At 68.8% G+C, this 25030-nt stretch carries 21 protein-coding genes; 8 read left to right on the forward strand and 13 right to left on the reverse strand.

Annotated elements, in window-relative coordinates:
- Positions 1-45 precede the first annotated feature (45 nt).
- A complete protein-coding gene (gene glpD, locus ACAZ03_RS08905; protein WP_373352833.1) occupies positions 46-1554 on the reverse strand; it encodes a glycerol-3-phosphate dehydrogenase in 1509 nt (502 codons plus the stop codon).
- A complete protein-coding gene (locus ACAZ03_RS08910) occupies positions 1551-2261 on the reverse strand; it encodes an RlmE family RNA methyltransferase (RefSeq protein WP_373352834.1) in 711 nt (236 codons plus the stop codon). The genes glpD and ACAZ03_RS08910 overlap by 4 nt, the downstream gene beginning before the upstream one ends.
- Positions 2262-2355: 94 nt before the next feature.
- Here ACAZ03_RS08910 and ACAZ03_RS08915 point away from each other — a divergent pair, with 94 nt between their 5' ends.
- On the forward strand, positions 2356-2964 hold the full coding sequence (locus ACAZ03_RS08915) for a helix-turn-helix domain-containing protein (RefSeq protein ID WP_373352836.1): 609 nt from the start codon (positions 2356-2358) through the stop codon (positions 2962-2964).
- Positions 2961-4184, forward strand: a complete 1224-nt coding sequence (locus ACAZ03_RS08920; protein WP_373352838.1) for an MFS transporter — start codon at positions 2961-2963, stop codon at positions 4182-4184. The genes ACAZ03_RS08915 and ACAZ03_RS08920 overlap by 4 nt, the downstream gene beginning before the upstream one ends.
- A gap of 124 nt (positions 4185-4308) precedes the next feature.
- On the opposite strand, the gene ACAZ03_RS08925 is transcribed toward ACAZ03_RS08920, so the two are convergent.
- From ACAZ03_RS08925 to ACAZ03_RS08940, 4 genes are read right to left on the reverse strand one after another with little or no spacing between them, the layout of a single operon-like run.
- Positions 4309-5364 carry a methyltetrahydrofolate cobalamin methyltransferase gene (locus tag ACAZ03_RS08925; protein ID WP_373352839.1) on the reverse strand — a complete coding sequence of 352 codons (1056 nt, stop codon included), beginning with the start codon at positions 5362-5364 and terminating at the stop codon, positions 4309-4311.
- The gene (locus tag ACAZ03_RS08930; RefSeq protein ID WP_373352841.1) at positions 5361-6026 is read right to left on the reverse strand and encodes an HAD family hydrolase; all 666 of its coding nucleotides are present in this window, start codon (positions 6024-6026) and stop codon (positions 5361-5363) included. The genes ACAZ03_RS08925 and ACAZ03_RS08930 overlap by 4 nt, the downstream gene beginning before the upstream one ends.
- A complete protein-coding gene (locus ACAZ03_RS08935; RefSeq protein ID WP_373352843.1) occupies positions 6026-6958 on the reverse strand; it encodes a methylenetetrahydrofolate reductase in 933 nt (310 codons plus the stop codon). The genes ACAZ03_RS08930 and ACAZ03_RS08935 overlap by 1 nt, the downstream gene beginning before the upstream one ends.
- 49 nt (positions 6959-7007) lie before the next feature.
- On the reverse strand, positions 7008-7304 hold the full coding sequence (locus ACAZ03_RS08940) for a virulence factor (protein WP_373352844.1): 297 nt from the start codon (positions 7302-7304) through the stop codon (positions 7008-7010).
- Between the two features lie 231 nt (positions 7305-7535).
- On the opposite strand from ACAZ03_RS08940, the gene ACAZ03_RS08945 reads away from it, so the two are divergent.
- Entirely contained in the window at positions 7536-8648 is a 1113-nt protein-coding gene (locus ACAZ03_RS08945; protein ID WP_373352846.1) for a Ppx/GppA phosphatase family protein, read from the forward strand.
- Between the two features lie 9 nt (positions 8649-8657).
- On the forward strand, positions 8658-9092 hold the full coding sequence (locus ACAZ03_RS08950) for an SgcJ/EcaC family oxidoreductase (protein WP_373352848.1): 435 nt from the start codon (positions 8658-8660) through the stop codon (positions 9090-9092).
- A 145-nt stretch (positions 9093-9237) separates the two neighbouring features.
- Here ACAZ03_RS08950 and ACAZ03_RS08955 read toward each other — a convergent pair whose 3' ends face one another.
- From ACAZ03_RS08955 to ACAZ03_RS08975, 5 genes are all read right to left on the reverse strand, one after another.
- Positions 9238-10329 carry an ABC transporter ATP-binding protein gene (locus ACAZ03_RS08955; protein ID WP_373352849.1) on the reverse strand — a complete coding sequence of 364 codons (1092 nt, stop codon included), beginning with the start codon at positions 10327-10329 and terminating at the stop codon, positions 9238-9240.
- 13 nt (positions 10330-10342) lie between these two features.
- The gene (locus ACAZ03_RS08960) at positions 10343-11947 is read right to left on the reverse strand and encodes an alpha-glucosidase (protein WP_373352851.1); all 1605 of its coding nucleotides are present in this window, start codon (positions 11945-11947) and stop codon (positions 10343-10345) included.
- A gap of 21 nt (positions 11948-11968) precedes the next feature.
- Entirely contained in the window at positions 11969-13378 is a 1410-nt protein-coding gene (locus ACAZ03_RS08965) for a carbohydrate ABC transporter permease (protein WP_373352853.1), read from the reverse strand.
- Between the two features lie 16 nt (positions 13379-13394).
- Positions 13395-14642 (reverse strand): carbohydrate ABC transporter permease, encoded by a 1248-nt coding sequence (locus ACAZ03_RS08970; RefSeq protein WP_373352855.1) that lies wholly within the window; start codon positions 14640-14642, stop codon positions 13395-13397.
- 94 nt (positions 14643-14736) lie between these two features.
- Positions 14737-16092, reverse strand: a complete 1356-nt coding sequence (locus ACAZ03_RS08975) for an ABC transporter substrate-binding protein (protein WP_373352857.1) — start codon at positions 16090-16092, stop codon at positions 14737-14739.
- A gap of 285 nt (positions 16093-16377) precedes the next feature.
- Here ACAZ03_RS08975 and ACAZ03_RS08980 point away from each other — a divergent pair, with 285 nt between their 5' ends.
- From ACAZ03_RS08980 to ACAZ03_RS08990, 3 genes are read left to right on the forward strand one after another with little or no spacing between them, the layout of a single operon-like run.
- A complete protein-coding gene (locus ACAZ03_RS08980) occupies positions 16378-17421 on the forward strand; it encodes a LacI family DNA-binding transcriptional regulator (protein WP_373352858.1) in 1044 nt (347 codons plus the stop codon).
- A gap of 5 nt (positions 17422-17426) precedes the next feature.
- Positions 17427-18761, forward strand: coding sequence for a GH1 family beta-glucosidase (locus tag ACAZ03_RS08985; protein ID WP_373352861.1), 1335 nt, complete (start codon positions 17427-17429; stop codon positions 18759-18761).
- 9 nt (positions 18762-18770) lie between these two features.
- On the forward strand, positions 18771-19748 hold the full coding sequence (locus ACAZ03_RS08990) for a glucokinase (protein WP_373352863.1): 978 nt from the start codon (positions 18771-18773) through the stop codon (positions 19746-19748).
- A 60-nt stretch (positions 19749-19808) separates the two neighbouring features.
- On the opposite strand, the gene ACAZ03_RS08995 is transcribed toward ACAZ03_RS08990, so the two are convergent.
- Positions 19809-22160, reverse strand: coding sequence for an ATP-binding protein (locus tag ACAZ03_RS08995; protein WP_373352865.1), 2352 nt, complete (start codon positions 22158-22160; stop codon positions 19809-19811).
- A 105-nt stretch (positions 22161-22265) separates the two neighbouring features.
- Positions 22266-23414: an RsmB/NOP family class I SAM-dependent RNA methyltransferase gene (locus tag ACAZ03_RS09000; RefSeq protein WP_373352867.1), complete on the reverse strand. Its 1149-nt coding sequence runs from the start codon at positions 23412-23414 to the stop codon at positions 22266-22268.
- A 166-nt stretch (positions 23415-23580) separates the two neighbouring features.
- On the opposite strand from ACAZ03_RS09000, the gene ACAZ03_RS09005 reads away from it, so the two are divergent.
- Complete coding sequence (locus ACAZ03_RS09005) at positions 23581-24882, forward strand: NAD(P)/FAD-dependent oxidoreductase (protein ID WP_373352868.1); 1302 nt, start codon at positions 23581-23583, stop codon at positions 24880-24882.
- The last annotated feature ends 148 nt before the right edge of the window (positions 24883-25030 follow it).

Here is a 25030-nt window from a genome sequence, read left to right on the forward strand (position 1 = left end):
GTCATGGGCCCTCCTCCACCAGATTTGGCGGCATGGGCGCCGAGGTCAAGCGCCGAGCCAGTCGGCCAGCGCCTGACGCTCGGTGGGGCTCATATGGAGCCCCAGCTTGCTGCGGCGCCAGAGGATGTCCTCCGCCGTCTGCGCCCATTCGTGGGCCTTCAGCCAAAGCACCTCGCGCTCGGTGAGCGTCGCGCCGAAGGCCTGGCCGAGGTCGGCCTCGCTCGCAGCATCGCCGAGGATGTCCCGCGCGAGGGTGCCGTAAGACCGGATGAGCCTCGACGCCCAAACCTCTGTCAGGAAGGGATATTCCCGCCGCAACGCCTCGACCAGCGCCGGGCCGCCGTCCACCGGGAAATCCCCGCCCGGCAGCGGCGCGCCGCCTGTCCAGTCTCCCGAGCCGCCGACGAGCGGCACCAGCTTCTCCATCGCCTCCTCCGCCAGCCGGCGATAGGTGGTGATCTTGCCGCCGAAGACGGAGAGGAGCGGCGGGCTGCCCTCCAGCTCCAGCCGGTAATCGCGGGTCGCGGCATTCGCGTCCTGGCCATCGTCCTGCAGCGGGCGGACGCCGGAATAGGTCCAGACGACATCCTCCGGACGCACCGGCTGGCGGAAATAGCTGGAGGCGAAGTCGCAGAGATAGGCGATCTCGGCCGCGCTCGCCTCGGGGCGCTGCTCGGCGGAGGGATGCTCCGCCTCGGTCGTGCCGATCAGCGTGAAGGCGCCCTCATAGGGGATCGCAAAGATGATGCGGCCGTCAGTGCCTTGGAAGAAGTAGCTTTTCCCGTGGGTGAAGAGCTGTGGGACGATAATGTGGCTGCCACGGACGAGGCGGATCTTCGGCGCCTCTCGCTCCGCCAGCGGGCCTTTCAGCACCTCGGTCACGAAGGGCCCGGCGGCATTGACGAGCGCCCGCGCCGCGACCTCGCGGCTGTCCGACAGGCTGACCTGCCAGAGCCCGCCCTCGCGCCGGGCGCCGGTGACGGCCGTGCGCGGCCAGACCTCCGCTCCCCGCGCCGCCGCGTCGCGCGCGTTGAGGATCACCAGCCGCGCGTCATCGACCCAGACGTCGGAATACTCAAAGGCCGTCTCGAATTTTTCTTTTAGAACTGAACCTTCCGGCCCGTTCCTCAAGTCCAGACGCGCCGTTGCCGGCAGGCGGTCGCGGCCGCCCAGATGGTCGTAGAGGAAGAGCCCGGCGCGGATCATCCAGGCCGGCCGCCGGCCCTTCGTCCAGGGCATGAGCCGCGAGACGAGGGTGGTGGTGTCGAAGCGCATCTCGGTATCGAGGGGCAGGATGAAGCGCATGGGTCGGGCGATGTGGGGCATCATGGCCCAGAGCCGCTCCCGCTCGCCAAGCGCATGGCGGACAAGGGAAATCTCGCCGTATTCGAGATAGCGCAGCCCGCCATGGAAGAGCTTGGTCGAGGCGGAGGAGGTCCCCGAGGCGAGGTCGCCCTTCTCGGCCAGCGCCACCTTCAGGCCGCGGCCCGCCGCGTCCCGCGCGATGCCGGCGCCGTTGACGCCGCCGCCGATGACCAGAAGGTCGAACGTCACCCTTTGAACCCCGTCGCCACCACGAATTTCTCGGAGGAATCGGAGCGGGAGGCCGGCGGCTTCACGTTCACGACCTTCTCGAAGCGCTGTTTTAGCAGCACCTGAAGGCTACCCTCCGCCCCGCCCGCCAGCACCTTGGCGACGAAGGTCCCGCCCTCGTCGAGCACGTCGAAGGCCAGCGCCGCCGCCGCCTCGCAGAGCGCGATGATGCGCAGGTGGTCCGTCTGCTTGTGGCCGGAGGCGGAGGCGGCCATGTCGGACATGACGACATCGGCGCGGCCGCCGAGCCAGGCCTTCACCTTTTCGTCGGCATCATCCTCCATGAAGTCGAGCTGATGGATCTCGGCGCCGGCAACCGGGTCGACCTCCTGCAGGTCGACGCCGATGATCCGCCCCTGCGGCTTGCCCGCCCTGTCGCCGAGCGCGTTGATGCGCGGCACGGCGACCTGAAGCCAGCCACCGGGCGCGCAGCCGAGGTCGACCACCCGGGCGCCGGGGACGAGAAACCGGTATTTCTCGTCCAGTTCCAGGATCTTGAAGGCCGCCCTGCCTCGGTAGCCTTCCGTCTGCGCGCGCCGGACGTATGGGTCGTTGAGCTGCCGCTCGAGCCAGAGCTTCGACGACAGCTTGCGGCCGCGCGCCGTCTTGACCTTGACGGTCAGGTCGCGCTGCCCGCGGCCGGAGGTGTTCTTCGGTCCCTTGCCCATGCCTCTGGGCTAGGCGAGCCGCCCGGCCAGCGCAAGCCCGGACAGATCGCAAAGAATCGTTTGCAAATGTCTCTTTGCGGTTTATGTGAGGGCCATGACCCGCGATATTCGCTCCTATACCCCCGGCCCCGAGGCGCTGAAGGCGCTGAGCCATGGCGACCGCCTGAAGATGCTCGGCATCCTGCGGCTCGAGGGGCCGCGCACGGCCTCCGGCCTTGCAGCCGAACTCGGCCTCAACTCCGGCGCCACCTCCTATCACCTGCGCCAGCTGGCAAAGCACGGCTTCATCGAGGAGGCGCCGGAGCTCGGCAATGGCCGCGACCGCTGGTGGCGCTCGGCGCATGAGATGACGACGACGCGCGACGAGGCCGCCCCCGGCTCGCCGGAGGCCGAGGCGATGGGCGGCTATCTCGCCAGCGTCGTCGAGCGCCAGGTGGAGCTGATCTTCGCCGCCCTCGCCGCCCATCCCGGCCTGCCGGTGGAGTGGCGGCGCGCCTCGACGGCGAGCGACGGCACCTATTGGCTGACCGCGGCGGAGGCCGAGGTGCTCTCCGAACGGCTGAGTGCCGAGCTCGTGCGCCTCAAGGCCGAGACGCCGCCGGTCGACGCGCCCGGCCCCGAGGGCACGCGGCGGTTCTCGGTGCAGATCCACGCCTTCCCCCACCCCGGCTTTCCCCAGCCCGGCCTCAAGGACACCCCATGACCCGCCGCCCCTTTCTCGCGCTGGCGCTGGCGGAGGGGCTGGCGCTCCTCGGCACGCGGCTCTCCATGATCGCCGTGCCATGGCTGGTGCTGACGGAGCTGGGCGATCCGCTTCTCGCCGGCACCGTCGCCTTCGCCGAGATGGCGCCCTATGTGCTCGCCAAGGCGCTCGGGGGGCCGCTGATCGACCGGCTGGGGACGCGGCGTGTCTCCATCGCGACCGACCTCGGCTCCGTCCTCGCCATCGGCGCCATCCCCGCGCTCTATCTGGCCGGGGCGCTCGCGCCCATGGTGCTCGTGCCGCTGATGGCGCTCGTCGGGCTCCTCCGCGGCCCGGCGGATGCGGCAAAATACGCGATGATCCCGGCGGTGGCCGAGATGGGCGGGATGCCGATGACCCGCGTCACCGGCATCATCTCGGGCATCGACCGGCTCGCGGGGCTGATCGGCGCGGGGCTCGCGGCGGCGCTGGTGGCCCTCATCGGCCCGGCGGAGGCGCTTTTCGTCAATGCCGGGCTCGTCGGCCTCGCGGCGCTGGTGGCGCTGGCCGGGCTCCGCCGCCTTCCGCCGCCGGAGGCCGAGGCGGCAGAGCCCTATCTCGCCCGGCTCGGCGCCGGCTGGCGGTACCTGAGGAGAGACGGCACACTCCTCGCCATCACGCTGATGGTGGCGGCGACGAACCTCCTAGACCAGGGGATGGGGGCGCTCCTCTTGCCCGTCTGGGCGGAGCGCACCGGTTCCGTCGGCCATCTCGGCGCCGTGCAGATGGCGATGGGCGGCGGGGCGGTGGCGGGCTCCGTGCTCGCCTCGGCCTACGCAGACCGGCTCCCGCGCCTGCCCACCTATGCCATCGCCTACATGATCGTCGGCCTGCCCCGCTTCGTGCTCTACATCCTGCCCCTGCCCTTCGCCGGGCTGGTCGCCGGTGTGGCCATCACCGGCTTCGCGGCGGGCTTTCTCAACCCGATCATCGGGGCGCTGATCTTCGAGCGGGTGCCGAAGGCGCTGACGGGGCGCGTGACCTCGCTCTTCACCGCCATCGCCTGGGCGGGGATGCCCTTCGGCGGGCTTCTCGCCGGGGCGCTGGTGGAGGGCGCGGGGCTCCGCGCTGCGTTCCTCCTCTTCGGGGCCGCCTATTTCGTCGCGACCATGGCGCCGCTTCTGGTGAAAAGCTTCCGGCGGATGGATGCGGTGGCGCCCGAGGCGCGCTCCGCCGCCTAGGCCTTGCCGGCGTCCGGAGTCTCCCCCCGCGCGCCGGCAGGGCCGGCCCGCTCCCCGTTGTCCCCCGGGGGGCGGGCATATCGTTTTGCGAGCCGCGCCCGGCGAGGGCGCGGCCGAGCCGGCCTCAGGCCCGGCGGCGCCGGCCACCGGAGGAGCGGCGGCTCTCCGCCCCGGCCGCCCCGGCCGGGCGGTTGAAGCGGATCCAGTCGGCGCCCGAGGGGTCGTTGTTCAGAAGGAAGTTCGCGGCGCGGATCGCCTCCATCTCCTTGCCCGGGCGGGCCTGGGTGGAGCCGAGGTTGAAGAGCGTCAGGAACGTCTCGTCGTCCATGTCCTCCGGCAGGATGATCCCCGCCGCCGCCACCGCCTCGCGCTTCTCGGCGATGGCCTTGGGGCCGATCGGCAGCGCGCAGGGGTTCATGATGGCGGAGGTCATCCCCGCCGCCGCCGCCATCGGCAGGAAGGCATTGTTGATGCCGTGCCGGTTGGGCAGCCCGAAGGAGATGTTGGAGGCGCCGCAGGTGGTGTTCACGCCCAGCTCGTCGCGCAGGCGCCGCACCAGCGTGAAGACCTGATGCCCCGCCGTTGCCATGGCGCCGATGGGCATGACCAGCGGGTCGACCACGATGTCATGCGCGGGGATGCCGTAATCCGCCGCCCGCTCGACGATCTTCTTGGCGACCGAGAAGCGCACGTCGGGGTCTTCCGAGATGCCGGTGTCGTCGTTCGAGATCGCCACGACCGGCACGTCGTATTTCTTCACGAGCGGGAGGACGAACTCCAGCCGCTCCTCCTCGCCCGTCACGGAGTTGACGAGCGGCCGGCCCTTGGCGGCCTTCAGGCCGGCCTCCAGCGCCGCGGGGACGGACGAGTCGATGCAGAGCGGCACGTCCACCAGCCCCTGCACCAGCTCGATCATCGCCGTCATGAGCGGCGGCTCGGTCTCGTTGGGGTTGGGGTTGGAATTGTAGACGACGCCGGCATTCACATCGAGCACCGTCGCCCCGCAGGCGACCTGGGCCAGCGCGTCCTTCTCCACCGTGGAGAAATCGCCGGCCTCGAGCTCGGCCGCGAGCTTCTTGCGGCCCGTGGGGTTGATCCGCTCGCCGATCACGCAGAACGGCTGATCGAAGCCGATGATCGCCGTCTTGGTGGCGGAGGAGACGATCGTCTTCGTGGTCATGCGGGTACTCCTGCAAGGGCGTCGAGCACGGGCCCGAGCGCGGAATCGTTGAAATCCTGGATCGTGAGGCTGGCGCCGGCGTCGCGCAGGGCCGCGTCGGTAAGGTTGGTGCGGATGCCGATCACCTTCGCCCCCGCCGCCGCTCCGGCGCGCACGCCCGAGGCGCTGTCCTCGAAGACGAGCGTCGTCTCCGGGCTGGCGCCGAGCGCGGTCATGCCGGCGAGATAGGGGTCGGGATGCGGCTTGCCGTGGGCGCATTCCTCGCCGACGACGAGCGCCTCCATCCGGGCTCTGAGGCCCACCGCATCGAGCATCGCCTCGGCATTGAGACGGGGCGCATTGGTGACGACGCCGAGCCGCCAGCCGGCGATCTCCGCCCGGTTCACCAGCGCCGAGAGGCCCGGCGTTTCGGGATAGGGCCGCGGCAGATGGCGGCGGAAGGTCGCCTCCTTCTCTTCCGAGAGGCCGACGGGATCGGGGTGATCGGGAAGGAAATCCGCGAACATGTCCTCATTCAGCCGGCCGAGGATGTTCTCCATGTAGAACGCCTCGTCCACCTCGATGCCGAAGGGGCTGAGGAGCTCGGCGAAGACCGCCCGGTGGAGCGGGTCGGTGTCGAGCATCGTCCCGTCCAGATCGAAGAGCAGCGCTTTCTGCGCCATCAGGAATCCTGCGGCTCGGCGGGGGCGGCAGAGACGCCGCCATGCTCGCGCGTCCAGGTGGCGCAGGTCTTGATGCCGCCGAGCGGGAAGAAGTGGACCCGCTCGATGTTGAACTCCGGATGCGCGGCCTTGTGCTCGGCCAGCTCGGTCAGGAAATCGTCGGGCTCGAAGGGCAGCACCAGCTTGGTCACGTCCTTCGCCCGCTTCTGCAGGACCTGCAGCGACGGACCCACGCCGCAGGCGAGCGCGAACTTGATCATCGTCTGCAGCTTGGCGGGGCCGGCGACGCCGATATGGATCGGCAGGCGGATGCCCTCCTCGCGCAGCCGGTCGGCCCAGGCGATGACGGGCTTGGCCTCGAAGCAGAATTGCGTGGCGATGGCCATCTCGGCATCCGTCCGCTCGCTGAACGCCTGCTTCCACCGCAGCGCGTCGGAGACATTGGCGTCGGAGCCGTCGGGGTCGATGTCGCGGTTGCCCTCGGGGTGCCCGGCGACATGCAGGCGCTTGAAGCCGTGCTCGTCGAAGAGCCCCGTTTCCAGAAGCTGCATCGAATGCTCGAAATCGCCATGCGGCGCCTTCACGCCGCCGGCGAGCAGGAGCGCCTGTTCGACGCCCGCCTCGCCCTGGTAGCGGGCGATCCAGTCCTGCAGGGTGGCGTGGTCCTTGATGATCCGCGCCGGGAAATGCGGCATGACCGAGAAACCCTCGCCGGCGAGCCGCTTGGCGGTCGCCACCATGTCCTCGATGGGCGTGCCCTCGATATGGGCGATGTAGACGCGGGTGTGCTGCGGCAGGAGCGCGCGGAAATTGTCGACCTTCTCGGCCGTGCGCGGCATAACCTCGATGGAGAAGCCCTCGAGGAAGGCCTCCAGCGCGGCGTTGGAGCTGTCCTGCGCCTCGGCGCGGCGGCGGAAGGGAAGCAGCGACATCAGTCTCTCCTTGAAGCGGGATCCGCGGGAGCGCTCGGGCGTCCGGGGGTCAGGCACGTCCATCATTGTCGATCAGCGCCTTCAGGCGCGGCTGGTCATACTCGCCCTCGATCCGCGCGGCGATATCGGCGGCGATGGCGTCGGCCTCCCCCTCGGCGCTGCCGGAGGGGACCTTCTTGAAATCGGCGAGATAGGCATCGGTTTCGGCGGCGCCGGAGCGCATAGCGGCCCGGTCGATGGCCTGCTCGAAGCGCTCCGGCAGGGCGCGCTTGGCGGCGCGGCGGCCGGAGCCCACGATCACCTGCGCGGGAATGTCCCGCCAGTAGATGATGGTGATCTCGGGCATCTGATCCTCCCCACGCCGTCTCGGCGCATCTAAGCGGACGGGCGCGGCGCCCCCCGTTCGATTCCGACCCGTTGATACCGCGCTGCGACTTTGCTGGCGACCCGCGACCTGCGTTTTCGCTTTCCGCGGAAATCACTGCCCGGGAAAACCGGCCCGCCGGGCGCCGCCAGCCTTGCCCCGAGGGTCTGCGCTGCCTATGCTTTGCACAACTTGATATCGGAGGGCGTTCCCATGGCGCCCAAGCGCCCAGAGGGCGCGCGAGCCTCCCTGAAAGCGGTCGAGAGCCCCGCGCCCGCAGCTATAGACCCGGCGACGCTCTATGCGGCGCTGGACCTCGGCACGAATTCCTGCCGGATGCTCATCGCTCAGCCGAAGGGCAGCCAGTTTCATGTGATCGACAGCTTTTCGAAGACCGTGCAGCTCGGCCACGGGCTGGAGAACACCGGCCGCCTCTCGCGCGCGTCGATGGCGCGGACGATTTCGGCCCTCAAGGTCTGCCGCCAGAAGCTGCAGCGCCACAACGTCAGCCATATGCGCCTCGTGGCGACGGAGGCCTGCCGCCGCGCCAAGAACGGCCGGGCCTTCCTCAAGCAGGTGCGTCGCGAGACCGGGCTCAACCTCGAGATCATCGAGCCGGAGGAGGAAGCACGCCTCGCCGTCATCTCCTGCGCGCCTCTGGTCTCGACCCGCACCGAGCAGCTCCTCGTGGTCGATATCGGCGGCGGCTCGACGGAGCTCGTCTGGATCGACCTCTCCGCCGTCGCCCCGCGCGAGCGGCCGCGGGCGATCATGCGGCTCCATGCCGGGTTCCGCCAGGCGCCCTCGCCCTTCCCGCATGCCAAGGTCGTCGACTGGATCTCCGTGCCCCTCGGCGTCGCGACGCTCCGCGACCAGTTCCGCGATGTCGATGACGACGCGGCCCGCTTCGCGCTCATGTCGTGGTTCTTCGAGGAGAACCTCGCCGGCTTCGCCCCCTCGGCCGAGGAGCAGGCGCGCGAGGGCTTCCAGATCATCGGCACCTCCGGCACCGTCACCACGGTCGCGGCCAGCCACCTCGGCCTCCGCCGCTACGACCGAACCAAGGTCGATGGCCTCCGCATGACGTCGGACCAGATCGACGCCGTGATCCGCGAATATCTGTCGCTCGGCCCCGAGGGCCGCCGCCGCGATCCGCGCATCGGGCGTGACCGGCAGGCGCTGATCATGTCGGGCTCCGCCATCCTTCAGGCGCTCATGCGCCTTTGGCCGACCGACCGGCTTTCCGTCGCCGACCGCGGGCTCCGCGAAGGCCTTCTTTATGCCCAGATGAGCGCCGATGGCGTCCTCGAAGACGCCCCCTATTGAGGACTCCCCATGACTGACACCTCCGAAATCACGGCCCTGGCCGACACCTATGTCGCCGCTGCCTGGGACAAGGATGTCGAGCGGTTCCTGTCGATCTATGACAACCAGATCTTCAGCTATGACACCTGGGAATCCTGGTCCATCGCCGGCATCCGCAACTGGGAGGCGATGGTCCGCGAATGGTTCGGCTCGCTGCAGAAGGAACGGGTGCGCGTGACCATCGAGCCCGAGCGCGTCGAGATGTCCGACGGGCTCGCCTTTGTCGCCGCCGCCATCAGCTATGCCGCCATCGCGCCGGATGACCGCGAGCTCCGCTCGATGACGACGCGCATGACCTGGGTCGCGCGGAAGACCGATGCGGGCTGGCGGGTCATCCACGAGCACGGCTCCGCCCCCATCGGCTTCGCCGACCTCAAGGCCGATCTCCGCGGCCCGCAGAGCTGAGGCGCCTGCCCCGGTCTTTGCTCCCGAAAAATCCTCGGGGGGTCGCCATGGAGTGCGCCATTGGTTCGAGCACCAATGGCGACGGGGGCAGAAGGCCCTCCTGCCCCTCGCGAGGCCGGCCCGCAAGGGCCGGATGAGCCGGGCCCTAGCGGTAGTAGAGCGACTGCCCGTTCGCGAAGATCTGCACCTTCTCCGGCGCCGCGCCGAGCGCCACCTCGGTGCCCCGCGCGTTCGGATGGATCCCCGGCAGCTTGGCGATGACCGGCTGCTCCGAGCCCGCCTTCTCCTCGAAATAGAGGATCGTCACCTCGCCCAGGGCCTCGGTGATGTTGACGCGGCCCGCGTAGATCGGCGTGCCCGTCGTCTCCACCAGATCCTCCGGCCGGACACCGACATTGACCTTCAGCCCCTTGTCGGCCGCCTGCGTCGGCACCGCAGAGACGGCCGTACCGCCGGAATCGAGCTTCACCACCGTCTCTGCCCCCGTCTCGACGATCTCGCCGGAGAGGAGGTTCATCGCCGGCGAGCCGATGAACTGGGCCACGAACTCGTTTTCCGGCCGCTCGTAAAGCTCGAGCGGCGTGCCGACCTGCGCGATGCCCTTGTTGGCCAGCACCACGATGCGGGTGGCCAGCGTCATCGCCTCCACCTGGTCGTGGGTCACGTAGATCATCGTCTTGTCGGGCATCGATTCCTTGAGCTGCGCGATCTCGATCCGCGTCGCTACGCGGAGCGCCGCATCGAGGTTCGACAAAGGCTCGTCGAAGAGAAAGACCTTCGGCTCGCGCACGATCGAGCGCCCGATGGCCACCCGCTGCCGCTGGCCGCCGGAAAGCGCCTTCGGCAGCCGGTCGAGATAGGGCTCGAGCTGCAGGATCTTGGCGGCCTTGCTGACGGCGGCGTCGATCTCGTCGGGCGTCTTCTTGGCGAGCTTCAGGGCGAAGCTCATGTTGTCGCGCACGGTCATGTGCGGATAGAGCGCGTAGCTCTGGAAGACCATGGCGATGCCGCGCTGCGCAGGCGGCACGTCGTTGACGACCACCCCGTCGATCTCCAGCGTGCCGCCCGAGATCTTCTCCAGCCCCGCGATCATGCGCAGGAGCGTCGACTTCCCGCAGCCCGACGGGCCGACGAAGACGATCAGCTCCCCGGTCTCGATCTCGAGGTCGATGTGCTTGAGCACTTCGACGGAACCGCCATAGGTCTTTGCGACATCCGTCAGTTTCAGATCTGCCATGTCTCTCCTCCCGTTAGACGGCCCGTGCCACGCACAGGCCCCACCCCCCGAGTTGCGCCACGTCTTCGGGGTCGACGCCGCCAAGCGTGGCGGCAGCATTTTCCCATTTGCCGGCAGGCAGTTGCAGCGCCGAGGCGCCGGCGCCCAGATTGAAGGCGCAGAACAGCCGTTCCTCGCCGACATGCCGCTCGAAGCTCAGCACGTTGCCCATCGCCTGCGGCAGGGTCATCGTGCCCCGCTGCAGCGCCGGCGAGCCGCTCCTGAGCTCGATGGCCCGGCGGTAATGGTGCAGGATCGCGCCGCTGTCGGCCTCCTGCACATCCACCGCCTTCGGCACCTGGGCCGGGCCGATGGGCAGCCAGGGCCGCCCATGCGTGAAGCCGGCCGCATGGCCGTGGCTTTCCCAGACCATCGGCGTCCGGCAGCCGTCGCGGCCCTTGAATTCGGGCCAGAAGCGGATGCCGTAGGGATCCTGCAGGTCCTCGTATTCGAGCTGCGCTTCCGGCAGCCCCAGCTCCTCGCCCTGATAGAGGCAGACGGAGCCGCGCAGGCACATCAGAAGCACGATATAGGCCCGCAGCCCCTCGTCGGTCAGGTTCCAGCGGGTCTTCCAGCGCACCACGTCGTGGTTGGAATAGGCCCAGCAGGGCCAGGCATCCGGCGCCGCCGAATAGAGCCGGGCGAAGATCTCCTCCGCCCCGTGCGCCGTCAGCTTCTGCGGCTGCAGAAGGTCGAACGGGTAGCACATCTGCACCTTGTCGCCGCCAGAGGTGTATTCGGCCATGATCTCGAGCCCGCGCTGGGCATCGCCGACCTCGCCGACCGCGGCGGCGCCGTAGGGCTCCATCTCGCGGCGGAATTTCTTCAGGAACGCGAGGTTCTCCGGCTGGTTCTTGGAATAGAGATGCCGCTGCCAGTTGTAGGGGTTCACCGCCGGCGCGATGCTGTCGTTGCGCTCATGCGGCGGCAGGGCCGGATTGTCGCGCAGGAGCTTGTCGGCGAAGTAGAAGTTGATCGTATCTAACCGGAAGCCGTTCACGCCCCGCTTCAGCCAGAAGCGCTCGACGTCGAGCAGCGCCTCCTGCACCTTGGGGTTGTGCATGTTGAGGTCCGGCTGCTCGGTCAGGAAGTTGTGCAGATAATACTGCATCCGCCCGCCGTGCCATTCCCAGGCCGAGCCCCCGAAGATCGACAGCCAGTTGTTGGGCGGCGTGCCGTCGGGCTTGGCATCCGCCCAGACATACCAGTCCGATTTCTCGCCGGTGCGGCTCTTCTTGCTCTCCTTGAACCAGGGATGCTGGTCGGAGGTATGGGAGAGCACGAGGTCGATCATGACCTTGAGGCCGTGGTGATGCGCGGTGGCGACGACGAGGTCGAAATCCTCGAGCGTGCCGAACATCGGGTCGACGCCGCAGTAATCGCTGACGTCATAGCCGAAGTCCTTCATCGGCGAGGTGAAGAACGGCGAGATCCAGATCGCATCCACGCCCAGCGAGGCGATATAGGGAATCCGCCGGGCAATGCCCCTCAGGTCGCCGACGCCGTCGCCGTTGTCGTCCTGATAGGAGCGCGGGTAGATCTGATAGATTACCGCGCCGCGCCACCATTCTCTGTCCACACAAGTCTCCGCTGATGTCCGCTATTTGACCGAGCCGGCAAGCAGCCCGCGGACCAGATATTTTTGCATCGCGAAGAACACAACGAGGGGAACGGCGATAGAGACGAAAGCTGCCGTGGCGAGAATTTCCCAATTGCCGCCGCGGGTGCCCAGAAGCTCGACGATCTGGTTGGTCATCACAGTGGTCTCGCCGGTGGCGTCGATGAGGAACACCTTGGCGACGAGGAGGTCGTTCCAGGTCCAGAGGAACTGGAAGATGGCGAAGCTGGCGAGCGCGGGGAACGACAGCGGCAGGATGATGCGCACGAAGATCTGGAAATCCGTGGCGCCGTCGACCTTGGCGTTCTCGATGATGTCGCGCGGCAGGCCGACCATGTAGTTGCGGAGTAGATAGACCGCGAGCGGCAGGCCGAAGCCCGTATGGGCAAGCCAGACGCCGAGGTAGCCCTTGCCGATGCCGATCTCCAGATGGAGCCGCAGGAGCGGGATCAGCGCGAGCTGCAGCGGCACGACAAGCAGGCCGACGATGAAGGCGATGAGCAGCGCCCGGCCCGGAAAGTCCATCCACGCCAGCGCATAGGCCGCGAAAGCGGCGATGACGATGGGGATGATCGTGGCCGGTATGGTCACCGTCATCGTGTTGAAGAAGGCCTTGGCCATGGAATCGGTCGTCTGCGCCCCGGCCACCCGTCCGTCGGAGAGGCCGAATATCCAGATGGCGCCGAAGAAGACGACGAGCCCCAGCCCCCAGGCCAGCAGCTTCTCGCGCCCCGGCATCACGGAGCGGCCGCCATAGAAGGCGACGGCCCCGACGACGGCCCCGGCGAGCGCGTAGACAACGAGATTTCGCAAGACGTTGCGGCCGAGCACCGTGTCGTAGTTGCGCAAGGTGAACTCCGGCGGCACCGTCGCCGTCACGAAGATCCTCTGACCATTGCCCGAGAGCTGATCCTCGTTGCCCGTCCAGGTATAGTCGCCGCCCTCGACCAGCGTCAGCGTCTCGCCGTCGCCGAGATCGGCGGTCTGGCCGAGCTCATAGGCCGCCACATCGCGGGACGAGACGCCCCAGGCCTTGATCGTGCTTTCGGAGCCCTCCGCGAAGACATTGCCCTCGACCACGAAGACGCCGTTGCCCTGGTCGATGCGCACGTCGTCGGGGTCTTCCGTGCGGTAGGTGAGGCTCTGCTCGGAGGGCAAGAGCGCGTTCCACCAGCCGGTGGTGGCGATCTGGTCGGCCGTCCGGAAGGACGAGACGAGCAGGCCCACCGTCGGGAAGATCCAGAGCAGCACCAAGAGCAGCACCGAGATATGCACCGCCCAGCTCAGGCCCGCCTTCTCGCCGGCCATGCCGTCGTCGTTCGACACCGCCTTGGGCTTCAGCACGCGCTCGGCGGCCGGATCGGCGGTCGGATCGAGGGTTTCCGTTGCCATGTCTCTCGCCTCCCCTTCAGCGCATTTCCTTGCGCGCGTTGTAGACGTTCCAGACCAGGATCGGCGTCACCAGAAGCATGATGACCATGGCCGAGGCGCTCCCCACGCCCCAGTCATTGGCGCGGAACAGCTTGTCGTACATGTAGTTGGCCAGGACCTGCGTCTCCCACTGACCGTTGGTCATGGCGAAGACGATGTCGAAGATCTTGAGGACGACGAGCGTGATCGTCGTCCAGACCACCACGATGGTCCCCATGATCTGCGGCACCTTGATCGAGAAGAAGATCTGGAACGGGTTGGCGCCGTCGACGATGGCGGCCTCGACCGTCTCCTCCGGGATGCCGCGGAGCGCGGCGGAGAGGATGACCATGGCGAAACCGGTCTGGATCCAGATCAGCACCACCATGAGGAAGAAGTTGTTCCAGAAGGGCACGGTCAGCCAGGTCTGGGGCGAGCCGTAATTGTAGCGGAAGGTGGCGAGGTTGATGAGGCCGCTGATGCATTGCCACAGAAGAAAGAGCACCACGAGCAGCCCGATCGCTCTGAGGATCATCTGCCCGGCCGACAGGCGCCGCCCGCCGGAGCGGCCCTTGATGACGGGTTCGGCGAGCCGCCAGCCGACAAGCGCCGTGGCGGCGCCGAAGGCAAGCCCGAGAATGGCCGGCACGATCTTCAGGATCAGGATCGACCAGATGCCGCCCTCGAACTGCAGCCAGAGCGCATTGAGGATGCCGATCTGCTGCTGGTCGACGGGGCGCGTGTCATAGACGAGCTTGAAGATCACCGCCGCACCGACGAAGGAGATCGCCATCGGCATGAAGACGAGGCTCTTGGCGATGCTGCCCCAGCCGATCCGGTCGGTGAGCTGCGCGGCGAGAAGCCCGCAGGCGGTGGCCGCGGCCGGCACCACCACGAGCCACATCATGTTGTTGCGCATGGCCTCCCAGAATTTCGATTCTGAGGCCATCTGGATGTAGTTGTCGAGCCCGACCCAGCGCAGCCCGCCGCCCGGGATGCGGTCGGTCAGCGACAGGCGCAGCGTCTCCAGCACAGGATAGGCGAGGTAGAGGCCGAGCGCGAAAATGGCGGGAAAGAGGAAGAGCCAGGGGCGCACCATATTGGCGCGATTGATGTTTCGCCCCGCGTTCTGGCCCTTCGCCGGGAAGATCACCCGGTCGAGAACGAGGTTCGAAAAGTAGAAGTAGCCGATACATCCGCCGACGCCGATGACGATCGTCAGCAAGCCCTGCAATGCCGGGTTCATGGCCCCCCTCCCTCATTGGACCTCGCCGTCCGGGGTCGCCCCCGGGGCGATGGGGCGGCCCGTCATGGGCCGCCCCTTGTCGTATCAGCCGCGCTTACTTCAGCGCGTCCCAGGCCGCCTGGATCTCGTCGGCGACGGATTGGGCATCCTGGCCGCCGGCGAAGTCGACCATGCCGGTCCAGAAGGCGCCGGCGCCGATGCCGCCGGGCATCAGGTCGGAGGCGTCGAAGCGGAAGGTCGTCGCCGAGGTGAGGATCTCACCCAGGGCCCGCTTCGTGTCATCCGAATAGGTGTCGAGATTGGCGGTGGTCAGCGGCGTCAGGAAGCCCTGGCCGGGGATCGCCATCCAGATCTCGTGCGCGATCGGCGTTTCCAGGAACTCGATCAGCGCCTGGGCGCCGGGGCTGTCCTGCGTGATCGCGAAGAGCGTGCCGGCGCCGAGCACCGGAGAGCCGAGATCCTTCTCCGCATAGGCGGGGAAGTAGAAGAAATCGGCATCGACGCCCACTTCGGTGCCTTCCGGGAAGAAGGCCGGGATGAAGCTCGCCTGGTGGTGCAGGTAGCATTGCGGCGGGGCAGAGAAGAGGCCCTGCGGGCTGTCGCGGAAGTCGGTCGAGGCAACGGTGCCCATGCCGCCGGCGACATGCTCGTCCTGGATGAAGTACCCGAATTCCTCGATCGCCGCGACGACGCGCTCGTCGTTGAACGGGATCTCGTTGGTGACCCAGCCGTCATAGACATCCGGCGTCTGCGTGCGCAGCATCAGGTCTTCGACCCAGTCGGTCGCCGGCCAGCCGGTCGCCCCGCCGGAGCCGAGGCCGACGCACCAGGGCGTCTCGCCGTCGGCGACGATCTGCTCGGTCAGCGCCTTGAGGTCTTCCATCGTCTCGGGGACCTCGTAGCCGGCATCCTCGAAGTTCTCGGGGACGTACCAGACGAGCGATTTCACGTCGGCCTTGTAGGGGAACGCGTAGAAATGCTCGTTGCCATCGGGGTCGGCATAGGTGCCGAGATCGACCCAGGACTGGCCGGCAGCGTAGTTCTCGGCCATCCAGTCGGCCGCGCCGTCGGCGAGCGGCACGAGGAAGCCGCGGGCCGCGAGATCGGCCGCGAGGCCGGGCTGCGGGAAGACCGCGACGTTCGGGGCCGAGCCGGCCTCGGCGTCGATGACGATCTGCTGCTCGAAGCTGTCGGAGCCGGTGTAGCGCACATCGGCGCCCGTCGCGTCGGCGAAATAGGCCAGGACGGCCTCGATGGCCTCCTGGTCGGGGCCGAGCCAGGGGCCGAAGACGGTCACCTGCTCGCCGGCGAGATCGGTGCCCGCGGCGAAATCGTCATAGGATTGCCAGTTGAAATCGCCCGAGCCCGGCTCGAACATCAGGTCCTGAGCCGAAGCGGAGCCGGCAGCAAGGGCCAGTGCCGCCGCAGAGGCGCACAGCATCTTGTTCATGATATACCTCCCATCGTGCCGGGTCGGACCCGGGCACATTTGGTTTGAGACGTCAAAAAGCACCCTGATCACGTCAAAGCGCTTTGGACAGCGTCACCCTGAAGGGATTCTCGTGAGCTGTCAATGAGCGCTCCGCCTGGCGAAATTCTGCGCACGCATATCAAGGGCCTTTGCAATTGCAGCATAATTTCGGTCCGTGAAAAATGATGGCATTGGTTTTGACGCCCCGTCGCGCGGCGGCTACGGTCACCCCGCCCCTGCAAGCGCTTTGGAAAGCGGACGGACGTGAATCTCAAGGAACTGGCACAGAATCTCGGATTGTCGCAGACCACGGTGAGTCGTGCTCTGAACGGCTATCCCGAGGTGTCGGAAGAGACGCGCCGCCGGGTTGTCCTTGCCGCAAAGCAGCACAACTACCGGCCGAACACCCGCGCCAAGGGGCTGGCGACGGGCCGCGCCATGGCCATCGGCCATGTCATCCCGATGGCGACGAAGCATGAGATGGTGAACCCGATCTTTGCCGATTTCATCGCCGGCGCGGGCGAGACCTATGCCAAGGCGGGCTACGACATGATCCTCTCCGTCGTCGAGGATGGCGACGAGCCGCGCATCTATCGCGCCCTGAAATCCCGCGGCACGGTCGACGGCGTCGTGCTGCACGGCCCCCGCAGCGTCGACCGTCGCATGGCGCTTCTCGACGAGATCGGGCTGACCTATGCCGTGCACGGCCGCTCGACGAGCTATGACGCGCCCTATTGCTGGCTCGACATCGACAACGAGAATGCCTTCCGCCGGGCGACGGAGTTCCTCCTCGACCTCGGCCACCGGCGGATCGCGCTGATCAACGGCCTCGAGTTCATGGATTTCGCCCAACGCCGCCGGGGCGGCTTCGAGGCGGCCTTCGCGGCCCGTGGCCTCGCGGCGGATCCCGGCCTCATGCGCGCCGACGAGATGACGGAGGATTTCGGCCACGACTCGGCGACCGAGATGATGCTGGCCGACGCGCCGCCGACGGCCTTCCTCGTTTCGTCCATCATCGCCGCCATGGGCGTGCGCCGCGCGATCGAGGATGCGGGGCTGAAGATGGGGCGCGACATCTCCGTCATCACCCATGACGACGCGCTCAGCTACTTCCCGAACGGCCGGCGCGGCGGCCGCGGGCGGCCGATCTTCACGGCCACCCGCTCCTCCGTCCGCCAGGCGGGGCGGAGGCTGGCGGAGCTGCTGCTCGACAGGATAGAAAGCCCCGGCGCGCCTCCGGGCACCGAACTTATGGAAGCAGAATTGATGGTCGGCGGATCAACCGGCCCGGCCCCGAACGGAGTCTAGCAGGCATGAGCGATCTTTCCTTCAAGCGCAGCGATTTCCCCGAAGGGTTCCTCTTCGGCGCCGCGACCGCGGCCTATCAGATCGAGGGCGCCAAATTCGGGGGCGCCGGCTCCTCGCATTGGGACACGTTCGCGGCGACGCCGGGCAACGTGGTCAACATGGATGACGGCGCGCTCGCCTGCGACCATTTCCACCGCTACGAGGAGGATTTCGACCTCCTGAAGGCCGGCGGCTTCGACGCCTACCGCTTCTCGACCTCCTGGGCGCGGGTCCAGCCCGAGGGCAAGGGTGCGCCCAACCCCGAGGGGCTCGACTTCTACGACCGGCTGGTCGACGCGATGCTGGCGCGCGACCTCAAGCCCTATCTCACGCTCTATCACTGGGAGCTGCCGTCCCCCCTCGCCGATATCGGCGGCTGGGCGAACCGCGAGATCCCGGAGCGCTTCGCCGAATTCTCCGAGATCGTCATGGGCCGGATCGGCGACCGCGTCGCGGCCACCGCGACGCTGAACGAGCCTTGGTGCATCGCCTTCCTCAGCCATTTCCTCGGCGAACATGCCCCCGGCCTGCGCGACATCCGCGCGACGGCACGGGCGATGCATCACGTCATGCTGGCGCATGGGCTCGCCACCGAGCGGCTGCGCGGGCTCGGCCACAAGAACCTCGGCATCGTCCTCAACTTCGACCGCGCCCTGCCCGCCTCCGACGATCCCGCCGATGTCGCGGCCGCCGCCCTGCAGGATGCGACCTTTAACCGCTGGTTCATCGAGGCGATCACCAAGGGCGCCTATCCCGAGGAGACTTTGGGCCTTCTCGGGCCCCATATGCCGAAGGGCTATGAGGAGGATCTGGCCAGCACCATCAAGGCGCCGCTCGACTGGCTGGGGGTGAATTACTACACCCGTCACGTCTTCAAGGCCGACCCGGACGGGCCGGGCGGCATCAGCGACGTGCCCGCGAGCCTGCCCGTCACCCAGATGGGCTGGGAGATCTTCCCCGAGGGGCTGGAATATTTCCTCACCTGGCTCGCCCATGCGCAGGTCGGCGATACGCCGATCTATGTGACCGAGAACGGCATGGCCTGGGACGACAAGGTCGAGAACGGCGCCGTCTACGACCCCGAGCGGATCGGCTATATCGACGGGCATTACCAGGCGGCGCTCCGCGCCATCGAGGCCGGGGCGAATGTGAAGGGCTTCTTCTACTGGTCGCTCCTCGACAATTACGAATGGGCAAAGGGCTACGAGAAGCGCTTCGGCATGGTGCATGTCGATTTCGACACCATGGTCCGCACGCCGAAAGCGAGCTATCACGCCCTCAAGGCCGCTCTGGCCCGCTGAAGGACGCCCATGCCCAAACATCCCCCGAACCGCTATTCGCTGGTCGCAGATATCGGCGGCACCAACACCCGCGTCGCCCTCGCCGATGGGCGGCGGATCCTCGGCGACACCGTGCGCCGCTACGAGAACGCGCAGTTCCCGGGGCTGGAAAGCGTGCTGCGCCAATATGTTGAAGACGAAGACGGCGTGGATACCCGCGCCGCCTGCGTGGCCGTGGCCGGCCCGGTGCGCGACGGTCGGGCAACGATGACCAATCTCGACTGGTCGATCGACAAGGCGGTGCTGGCGCGGGCCACGAAGGCCGAGGTGACCTCGATCCTCAACGATCTGCAGGCGCAGGGCCATGCCATCGGCCATCTGGCGGAGGAGAACCTCCGCCAGATCCTTCCCTTCCCCGAGGCGAGCCCGCAGGCGGCGAAGCTCGTCATCGGCGTCGGCACGGGCTTCAACGCGGCGCTGGTGCTGGAGGCGGCGGCGGGCCGGGTCGTACCGCCGTCGGAAAGCGGGCATATCAACTTGCCGGTGCAGAGCGAGGAGGACATGAGCCTCGCCCGCTATGTGGGCACGGCGCATGGATTTCCCGCCGTCGAGGACGTGCTGTCGGGCCGCGGGATCGAGCGGGTCTACGCCTGGCTCGGCGAGGTGGCGGGCGAGCCGGCCGAGAAGAAGGGCCATGCGATCATCGCCGGGCTCGAGGACGGCAGCGACCCCCGCGCGGCGGAGGCGGTGGCCGTCTTCGTGCGGATGCTCGGCAATGTCGCCGGCAACCTGGCGCTGGTGCAGCTGCCCTTCGGCGGCGTCTATTTCGTCGGCGGCATGGCGCGGGCGGTGGCGCCCTATCTCGCGCGCTTCGACTTCGGCGAGGCCTTCCGCGACAAGGGGCGCTTCGCCGGCTTCATGAGCAATTTCGGCGTGGCCGTGGTCGAGGACGATTACGCTGCTCTGACGGGCTGCGCCGCGCATCTGGTGCATCTGACCGCGACCTGAGCCTCGCCCGCCCCCTCATCGGGCCCTTGCGGGCCCGCCTCGGAGGGCCGGGCCGTGGCTCTACTGGAGCTGCTGCTGCACCTTGTCGGTGAGATCGGCGAGCGAGAAGGGCTTGGCGAGGAAGACCGAATTCGGAATGAGCGCCTTGTGCTCGGCGAAGCTGTCCTCCGCATAGCCCGAGACGAAGACGACCCGCGTGTCGGGCCGGGCCCGCAGCGCCTCGCGCACCCAGGTCGGGCCGTCCTTGCCGGGCATGATGACATCCGTGACGAAGATATCGACCGAGAGGTCGGGATCGTCGAGCAGGTCAAGCGCCGCCTCGGCGCTGTCGGCCTCCAGCACCGTGTAGCCGCGCATCCTGAGCGCGCGGGAGGCGAAGGCGCGGACCGGCGCCTCGTCCTCCACCAAAAGCACGACGCCATGTTCGCTCTCGTCCGGCAGCGCCAGGCGCTTCGGCGGGCGGGGCACGGCGGCGGGCGCCTTGCCGCGATGGGCCGGCAGCCAGATCGAGAAGGTGGCGCCCTCCCCCGGCTCTGAATCGACGAAGATGAAGCCGCCGGTCTGCTTGACGATGCCATAGGCGGTGGAAAGGCCGAGCCCGGTGCCCTCGCCCGGGCGCTTGGTGGTGAAGAAGGGTTCGAATATCTTGGCGCTTTTCTCGGGCGGGATGCCCATGCCCTCGTCCGTCACCCGGATCACCACCCAGTCGCCCGCCACCACCGTCGCGCGGTCGCGGACAAGCGGCTGGCGCAGGGTACGGTTCTCCGTCTCGAGCCGGATCTCGCCGCCGTCGGGCATCGCGTCGCGCGCATTGACGACGAGGTTCACCAGCACTTGTTCGAGCTGCCGGCGATCGGCGCGGATGGGGCGGAGGTCGGGGTCGTGGTTGAGGGTCAGTGTCACCTTCTCGCCCACCAGCCGGCCGAGGAGATGGCCGAGGTCGGAGAGCGTGTCGCGGAGGTCGATCACCTCCGGCATGAGGTTCTGCTTGCGCGAGAAGGCGAGGAGCTGGCTTACCAGCGCCGCGGCGCGGTTGGCGTTCTGGTGGATCTGGATGAGATCGGCGTAATCGGCATCCCCCTCGTCATGCTTGAGGAGGAGGAGGTCGCAATGGCCCGAGATCGCGGTCAGCAGGTTGTTGAAATCATGCGCGACGCCGCCGGCGAGCTGGCCGACGGCCTGCATCTTCTGGCTCTGGTTGAATTGCTCCTTGAGCGATTCCAGTTCGGTGACGTCGGAGAGGACGACGACGACATGCGGATCCTCCCCCGCCCCGGCGAGGTTGAGCCATATCTGCAGGAAACGCTCGTCGCCGCCGCCGACGCTTTTCAGGAACTGCGGCCCTTGGGGGCCGCGGCCCTCGAACACCTCCTCCACCCAGTCGATCACGGGGCGGCCGAGGCCCTCCACGAGGTCGCTGAAGAGCGTGCGGGGGCCGACGGGCGTTGGCAGAAGCTCGCGCGCCTCGCGGGTGGAGGCGAGCACCTGGCCCGCGCGCGACACCTTGAGGAGCGGCACGGGCAGATCCTCGATCGCATCCCATCCGACGCCGCGCCGTTCGGGGTCGGCGGCGCCGGCGGGCAGCAGGTAGATCTCCGTCCGGCCGGCCAAGCCCTTCACCTCGGCGACGAGGCAGGAAACCGGCCCCTCGGCGGCGCGCACCGTATGCAGGCGGCCGGATTGCAGCGGCAGCTCCTCGAAGAGGCGGGACAGGCTGCGGACGCGGCCGCCGGCGAGCTTGCGGGCCGGCTCGTTCATGAAGAGGATCGTGCCGGAGGCGGCGGCGGTGATCATCGGCAGCGACACCGCCTCCGCCGCGCGGCCGCCCGGGCTGCCGGAGACATCCTCGAGCCGCCAGAGAAAAGCGCCAGAGGCGATGCGGCTGACGGTGACCTTGAGGTGATCGCGGCGGGTCACGACCTCTTCGCGCGCGCCGCCGAGCGCCTCCGCCCGTTCCTGCATCTGGGCGAGCATCTCGCCGGAGGAGGCGAGGAGTTCGTCGAAGACATCGCCCAGCCTGGCCGGCGGCTCGGCGCCGCGGTGGCGGGCCCGGGCCTGCAGGTTGGCGGTGAGAATGCGCCCCTCGCGGTCGGAGATCATCATCGCCGTCTCGTCGCCCTCGAAGGCCTCCCCCAGCGTCGTGACGACGCGCGCGAGGCCACGGCGGCGCAGAAGCGCCCCGGCGGCGACAAGCAGAGCGGCGGCGAAGAGCGCGCCGGCGGCGAAGGTCGCCCAGGTGGAGATCGGTTGCGGCAGCACCGTCCAGGCCGCGGCGATGGCCGCGGCGGCGAGGCAGAGAAGCAGCACACCGCGGTTCGCCTGCAGCGTGCCCCGCCCGGAGGCGGGGTCCCTGCCGGGCTGCGCCGCGATCTGTTCGCTCTGCCGCACGTCGATGACCTTGCTGTCGTTCACTCGCTACGCACCTTCCCACAGGAAAATGGTTAATGGCACGTTTACAACAAGGGATGATGGCTCCTCTATGGCGCCAATGCGCCGGCCCGGGGGAGCCGGGGCCGATCAGCCCGCGCGGGTGAGGAGCGCCAAGAAGAAGCCGTCTCCGCCGTCGTCCGGTGCGCGGGACCAGGCGGGCGCGAACTGCCAGCCGGAATTGGCGGCGGTGAAGGCGGCGATGCGGTCGGCGTTCTCCTCCTTGAGGATGGAGCAGGTCGCGTAGGCAAGCGTGCCGCCGGGCGCCACATGGGCGGCTGCCTCCTGCAGGATCTGCGACTGGAGCCCCGTCAGCTCGGCGAGGCGCTCGGGGGAGAGGCGCCACTTCGCCTCCGGCGTCCGCCGCCAGGTGCCGGAGCCCGAACAGGGCGCATCGACCAGCACGAGGTCATAGCTGCCGAGCCGGGCGCGCTCGGCAATGGTCACGGAGAGCCCCGCCCGGGCCGCGCGGGCCGGCAGATCCGCCATGCGCGGCGAGTCGGCATCATGGGCGGTGAGGCGCACCGGCGCCAGGGCCCCCATGGCGAGGCTCTTACCGCCACCGCCCGCGCAATAGTCGAGCACCTGCGCCCCGGCCGCGAGCGGCAGGCGAAGGACGGCGGCCTGCGAGGCGGCATCCTGCAGCTCGACCAGACCCTCCCGATAGGCGGCGGATCCGGCGATCTTCCGCGCGCCTTCCGTGACGCGGAGCGCGGTGGCGACGTCGGGATGCGGCTCGGTGGCGACGCCCTCGGCGGCGAGGGCGCGGGCGGCGTCCTCCCGCCCTGCCTTGAGGAGGTTGGCCCTGAGGAACACCGGCGCCCGGCCGCGCTGGGCGCTCATGAGCTGGCCGGCCTCGGGCCCGAGCCGCTCCCAAAGCCAGTCGGGGCAATCGGCGCGGACGGGCGCGGGGGCACCGGCGAGATCCTGGCCGCCCTCCCCCTCGCCGAGCGGCGCCGGGTCGTGCCGCTCGCCGGTGAAGAGCGGCGCCACCTCGCGGCCCTCGAGCCGCAGGAGCCCGAGCACCAGCGCCCTGCCCGTCTCGGCCCCGCCGACCCAGGCGGCGGAGCGGCGGCACCGCAGCGCCTCATAGACGTGATCGCGCACGGCGGCGCGGTCGCCCGAGCCGGCATAGCGTGCGCCTCGGGCCCAGCGGGTGAGGCACCGCTCGGCGGGCTCGCCGGCGAGGATGTCGTCGAGGATCTCCATGGCGGCAGAGAGGCGGGCACCGGGGGTCATCGGGGGCTCCTGACAAGGCCCCGGCCCTCTAGCCGCCGCGCGGGCCCCGGTCAAATGGCGCGGCGCCCGCCCCTTCGCCCAAAAAGGCTTCGGCGGGAGGATTTCGGGGCCGCGGGCGCCTTCAGCCCTCTTCCCTTTCCCGCAAGGCCGGGAGAGGATCGCCCCCATGAACCCGCTCCACCGCAACGACCGCCCCGCCACCTATCCGCCCTCCTGGTATGCCGCGACGGCGGCGCCCGGGCCAGACCGCCCTGCCCTCGCCGGCGATGCGGAGGCGGATGTCGCCATCCTGGGCGCCGGCTTCACCGGGCTCTGGGCCGCCAAGGTGCTGGCGGAAAAAGGCTTCAAGGTCACGCTTCTCGAGGCGCATCGCGTCGGCTGGGGAGCCTCGGGGCGGAACGGCGGGCAGGTCGGCTCGGGCTACAACAAGCCGATGCGCTGGATCGCCGCCCGCATGGGCGAAGAGAAGGCCCGCGCCGTCTGGCAGGTGGCGGAGGACGCCAAGGCGCAGCTCCGCGCCTTCTGCGAGACCCATGCGGTCGAAGCCGACTGGAAGGCCGGCGTCGCCCATGGCGCCTATTCAGAGGCCGAGGCGGCAGAGGATCACGCCGAGGCGGAGTATCTCGCCAAAACATACGGCTATGCCGACGCCGAGCCGATGGACGCCGCGCGCTTCGCCGAGCTGGTGAAGTCGCCGCTCTACAAGGGCGGGCTCCTCGACCGGGGCGCCGCCCATATCCATCCGCTCAATTACGCGCTCGCCCTCGCCCGCGCGGCGGAGGCAGCGGGCGCCGTGATCCACGAGCGCTCGGAAGTGACGGCGGTGGACACCGGCCCCCGGCCCTCGCTGACGACGGCGCAGGGCGTGCTCCGGGCGAAGCACCTGATCCTCGCCGGCAACGGCTACCTGCCGGTGATCGAGCCGCATATGTCGGCCCGGGTCATGCCGATCAATTCCTTCATCGCGGCGACGGAGCCGCTGGACGACCCGCGAAGCGTGCTCGCCGAGGATATCGCCGTCGCCGACAGCAAGTTCGTGGTGAACTACTACCGGTTCACAGCTGACGGGCGCTTCCTCTTCGGCGGGCGCGAGAGCTACGGGCTCGGCTTTCCCGATGATATCAGGGGGCCCCTCGTGGCGCGGATGACGCGGCTCTTCCCGCAGCTCGAGGGCGTCGGGATCAGCCATGTCTGGGGCGGCACGCTCGGCATCACCATGACCCGCCTGCCGCATCTGGCGCGGCTGGGGCCGACCACGCTTTCCGCCGCCGGCTTCTCGGGCCACGGCGTGGCGCTCTCGGGCATGGCCGGGCGGCTGATGGCCGAGGCGGTGGCCGGCCAGGCGGAGCGCTTCGACGTGATGTCGGAGCTGCCCGTCCAGCGCTTCCCCGGCGGCGCGGCCTTGCGCGCGCCTTTGATGACGCTGGCGATGAGCTGGTACGCGATGCGCGACCGGCTCGGGCTCTGACCTTCAGCCTTCCTTAAGCGTGGCGCCCTATCCGGGCGCCATGCACCCCGCCCGCCGCCTCCGCCATGCTGATACCAGGCCCCGGACCCCCGGGGACCGATTGGCGCCACCCGGCTGGTGGATCCTGCCGATGGCGGGGCTCGGGGCG

It is taken from the genome of Pseudoroseicyclus sp. CXY001, from assembly GCF_041714655.1.
Lineage (GTDB): Bacteria > Pseudomonadota > Alphaproteobacteria > Rhodobacterales > Rhodobacteraceae > Pseudoroseicyclus_A.

Bases quoted from the DNA above. Each gene is read 5' to 3' on its own strand.
- ACAZ03_RS08950 (WP_373352848.1), top strand. From the start codon at position 8,658: ATGACTGACACCTCCGAAATCACGGCCCTGGCCGACACCTATGTCGCC.
- ACAZ03_RS08975 (WP_373352857.1), bottom strand. From the start codon at position 16,092: ATGAACAAGATGCTGTGCGCCTCTGCGGCGGCACTGGCCCTTGCTGCC.
- ACAZ03_RS08945 (WP_373352846.1), top strand. From the start codon at position 7,536: ATGGCGCCCAAGCGCCCAGAGGGCGCGCGAGCCTCCCTGAAAGCGGTC.
- ACAZ03_RS09005 (WP_373352868.1), top strand. From the start codon at position 23,581: ATGAACCCGCTCCACCGCAACGACCGCCCCGCCACCTATCCGCCCTCC.
- ACAZ03_RS08920 (WP_373352838.1), top strand. From the start codon at position 2,961: ATGACCCGCCGCCCCTTTCTCGCGCTGGCGCTGGCGGAGGGGCTGGCG.
- ACAZ03_RS09000 (WP_373352867.1), bottom strand. From the start codon at position 23,414: ATGACCCCCGGTGCCCGCCTCTCTGCCGCCATGGAGATCCTCGACGAC.
- ACAZ03_RS08910 (WP_373352834.1), bottom strand. From the start codon at position 2,261: ATGGGCAAGGGACCGAAGAACACCTCCGGCCGCGGGCAGCGCGACCTG.
- ACAZ03_RS08925 (WP_373352839.1), bottom strand. From the start codon at position 5,364: ATGACCACGAAGACGATCGTCTCCTCCGCCACCAAGACGGCGATCATC.
- ACAZ03_RS08940 (WP_373352844.1), bottom strand. From the start codon at position 7,304: ATGCCCGAGATCACCATCATCTACTGGCGGGACATTCCCGCGCAGGTG.
- ACAZ03_RS08930 (WP_373352841.1), bottom strand. From the start codon at position 6,026: ATGGCGCAGAAAGCGCTGCTCTTCGATCTGGACGGGACGATGCTCGAC.
- ACAZ03_RS08935 (WP_373352843.1), bottom strand. From the start codon at position 6,958: ATGTCGCTGCTTCCCTTCCGCCGCCGCGCCGAGGCGCAGGACAGCTCC.
- ACAZ03_RS08915 (WP_373352836.1), top strand. From the start codon at position 2,356: ATGACCCGCGATATTCGCTCCTATACCCCCGGCCCCGAGGCGCTGAAG.
- ACAZ03_RS08970 (WP_373352855.1), bottom strand. From the start codon at position 14,642: ATGAACCCGGCATTGCAGGGCTTGCTGACGATCGTCATCGGCGTCGGC.
- ACAZ03_RS08955 (WP_373352849.1), bottom strand. From the start codon at position 10,329: ATGGCAGATCTGAAACTGACGGATGTCGCAAAGACCTATGGCGGTTCC.
- ACAZ03_RS08985 (WP_373352861.1), top strand. From the start codon at position 17,427: ATGAGCGATCTTTCCTTCAAGCGCAGCGATTTCCCCGAAGGGTTCCTC.
- ACAZ03_RS08965 (WP_373352853.1), bottom strand. From the start codon at position 13,378: ATGGCAACGGAAACCCTCGATCCGACCGCCGATCCGGCCGCCGAGCGC.
- ACAZ03_RS08990 (WP_373352863.1), top strand. From the start codon at position 18,771: ATGCCCAAACATCCCCCGAACCGCTATTCGCTGGTCGCAGATATCGGC.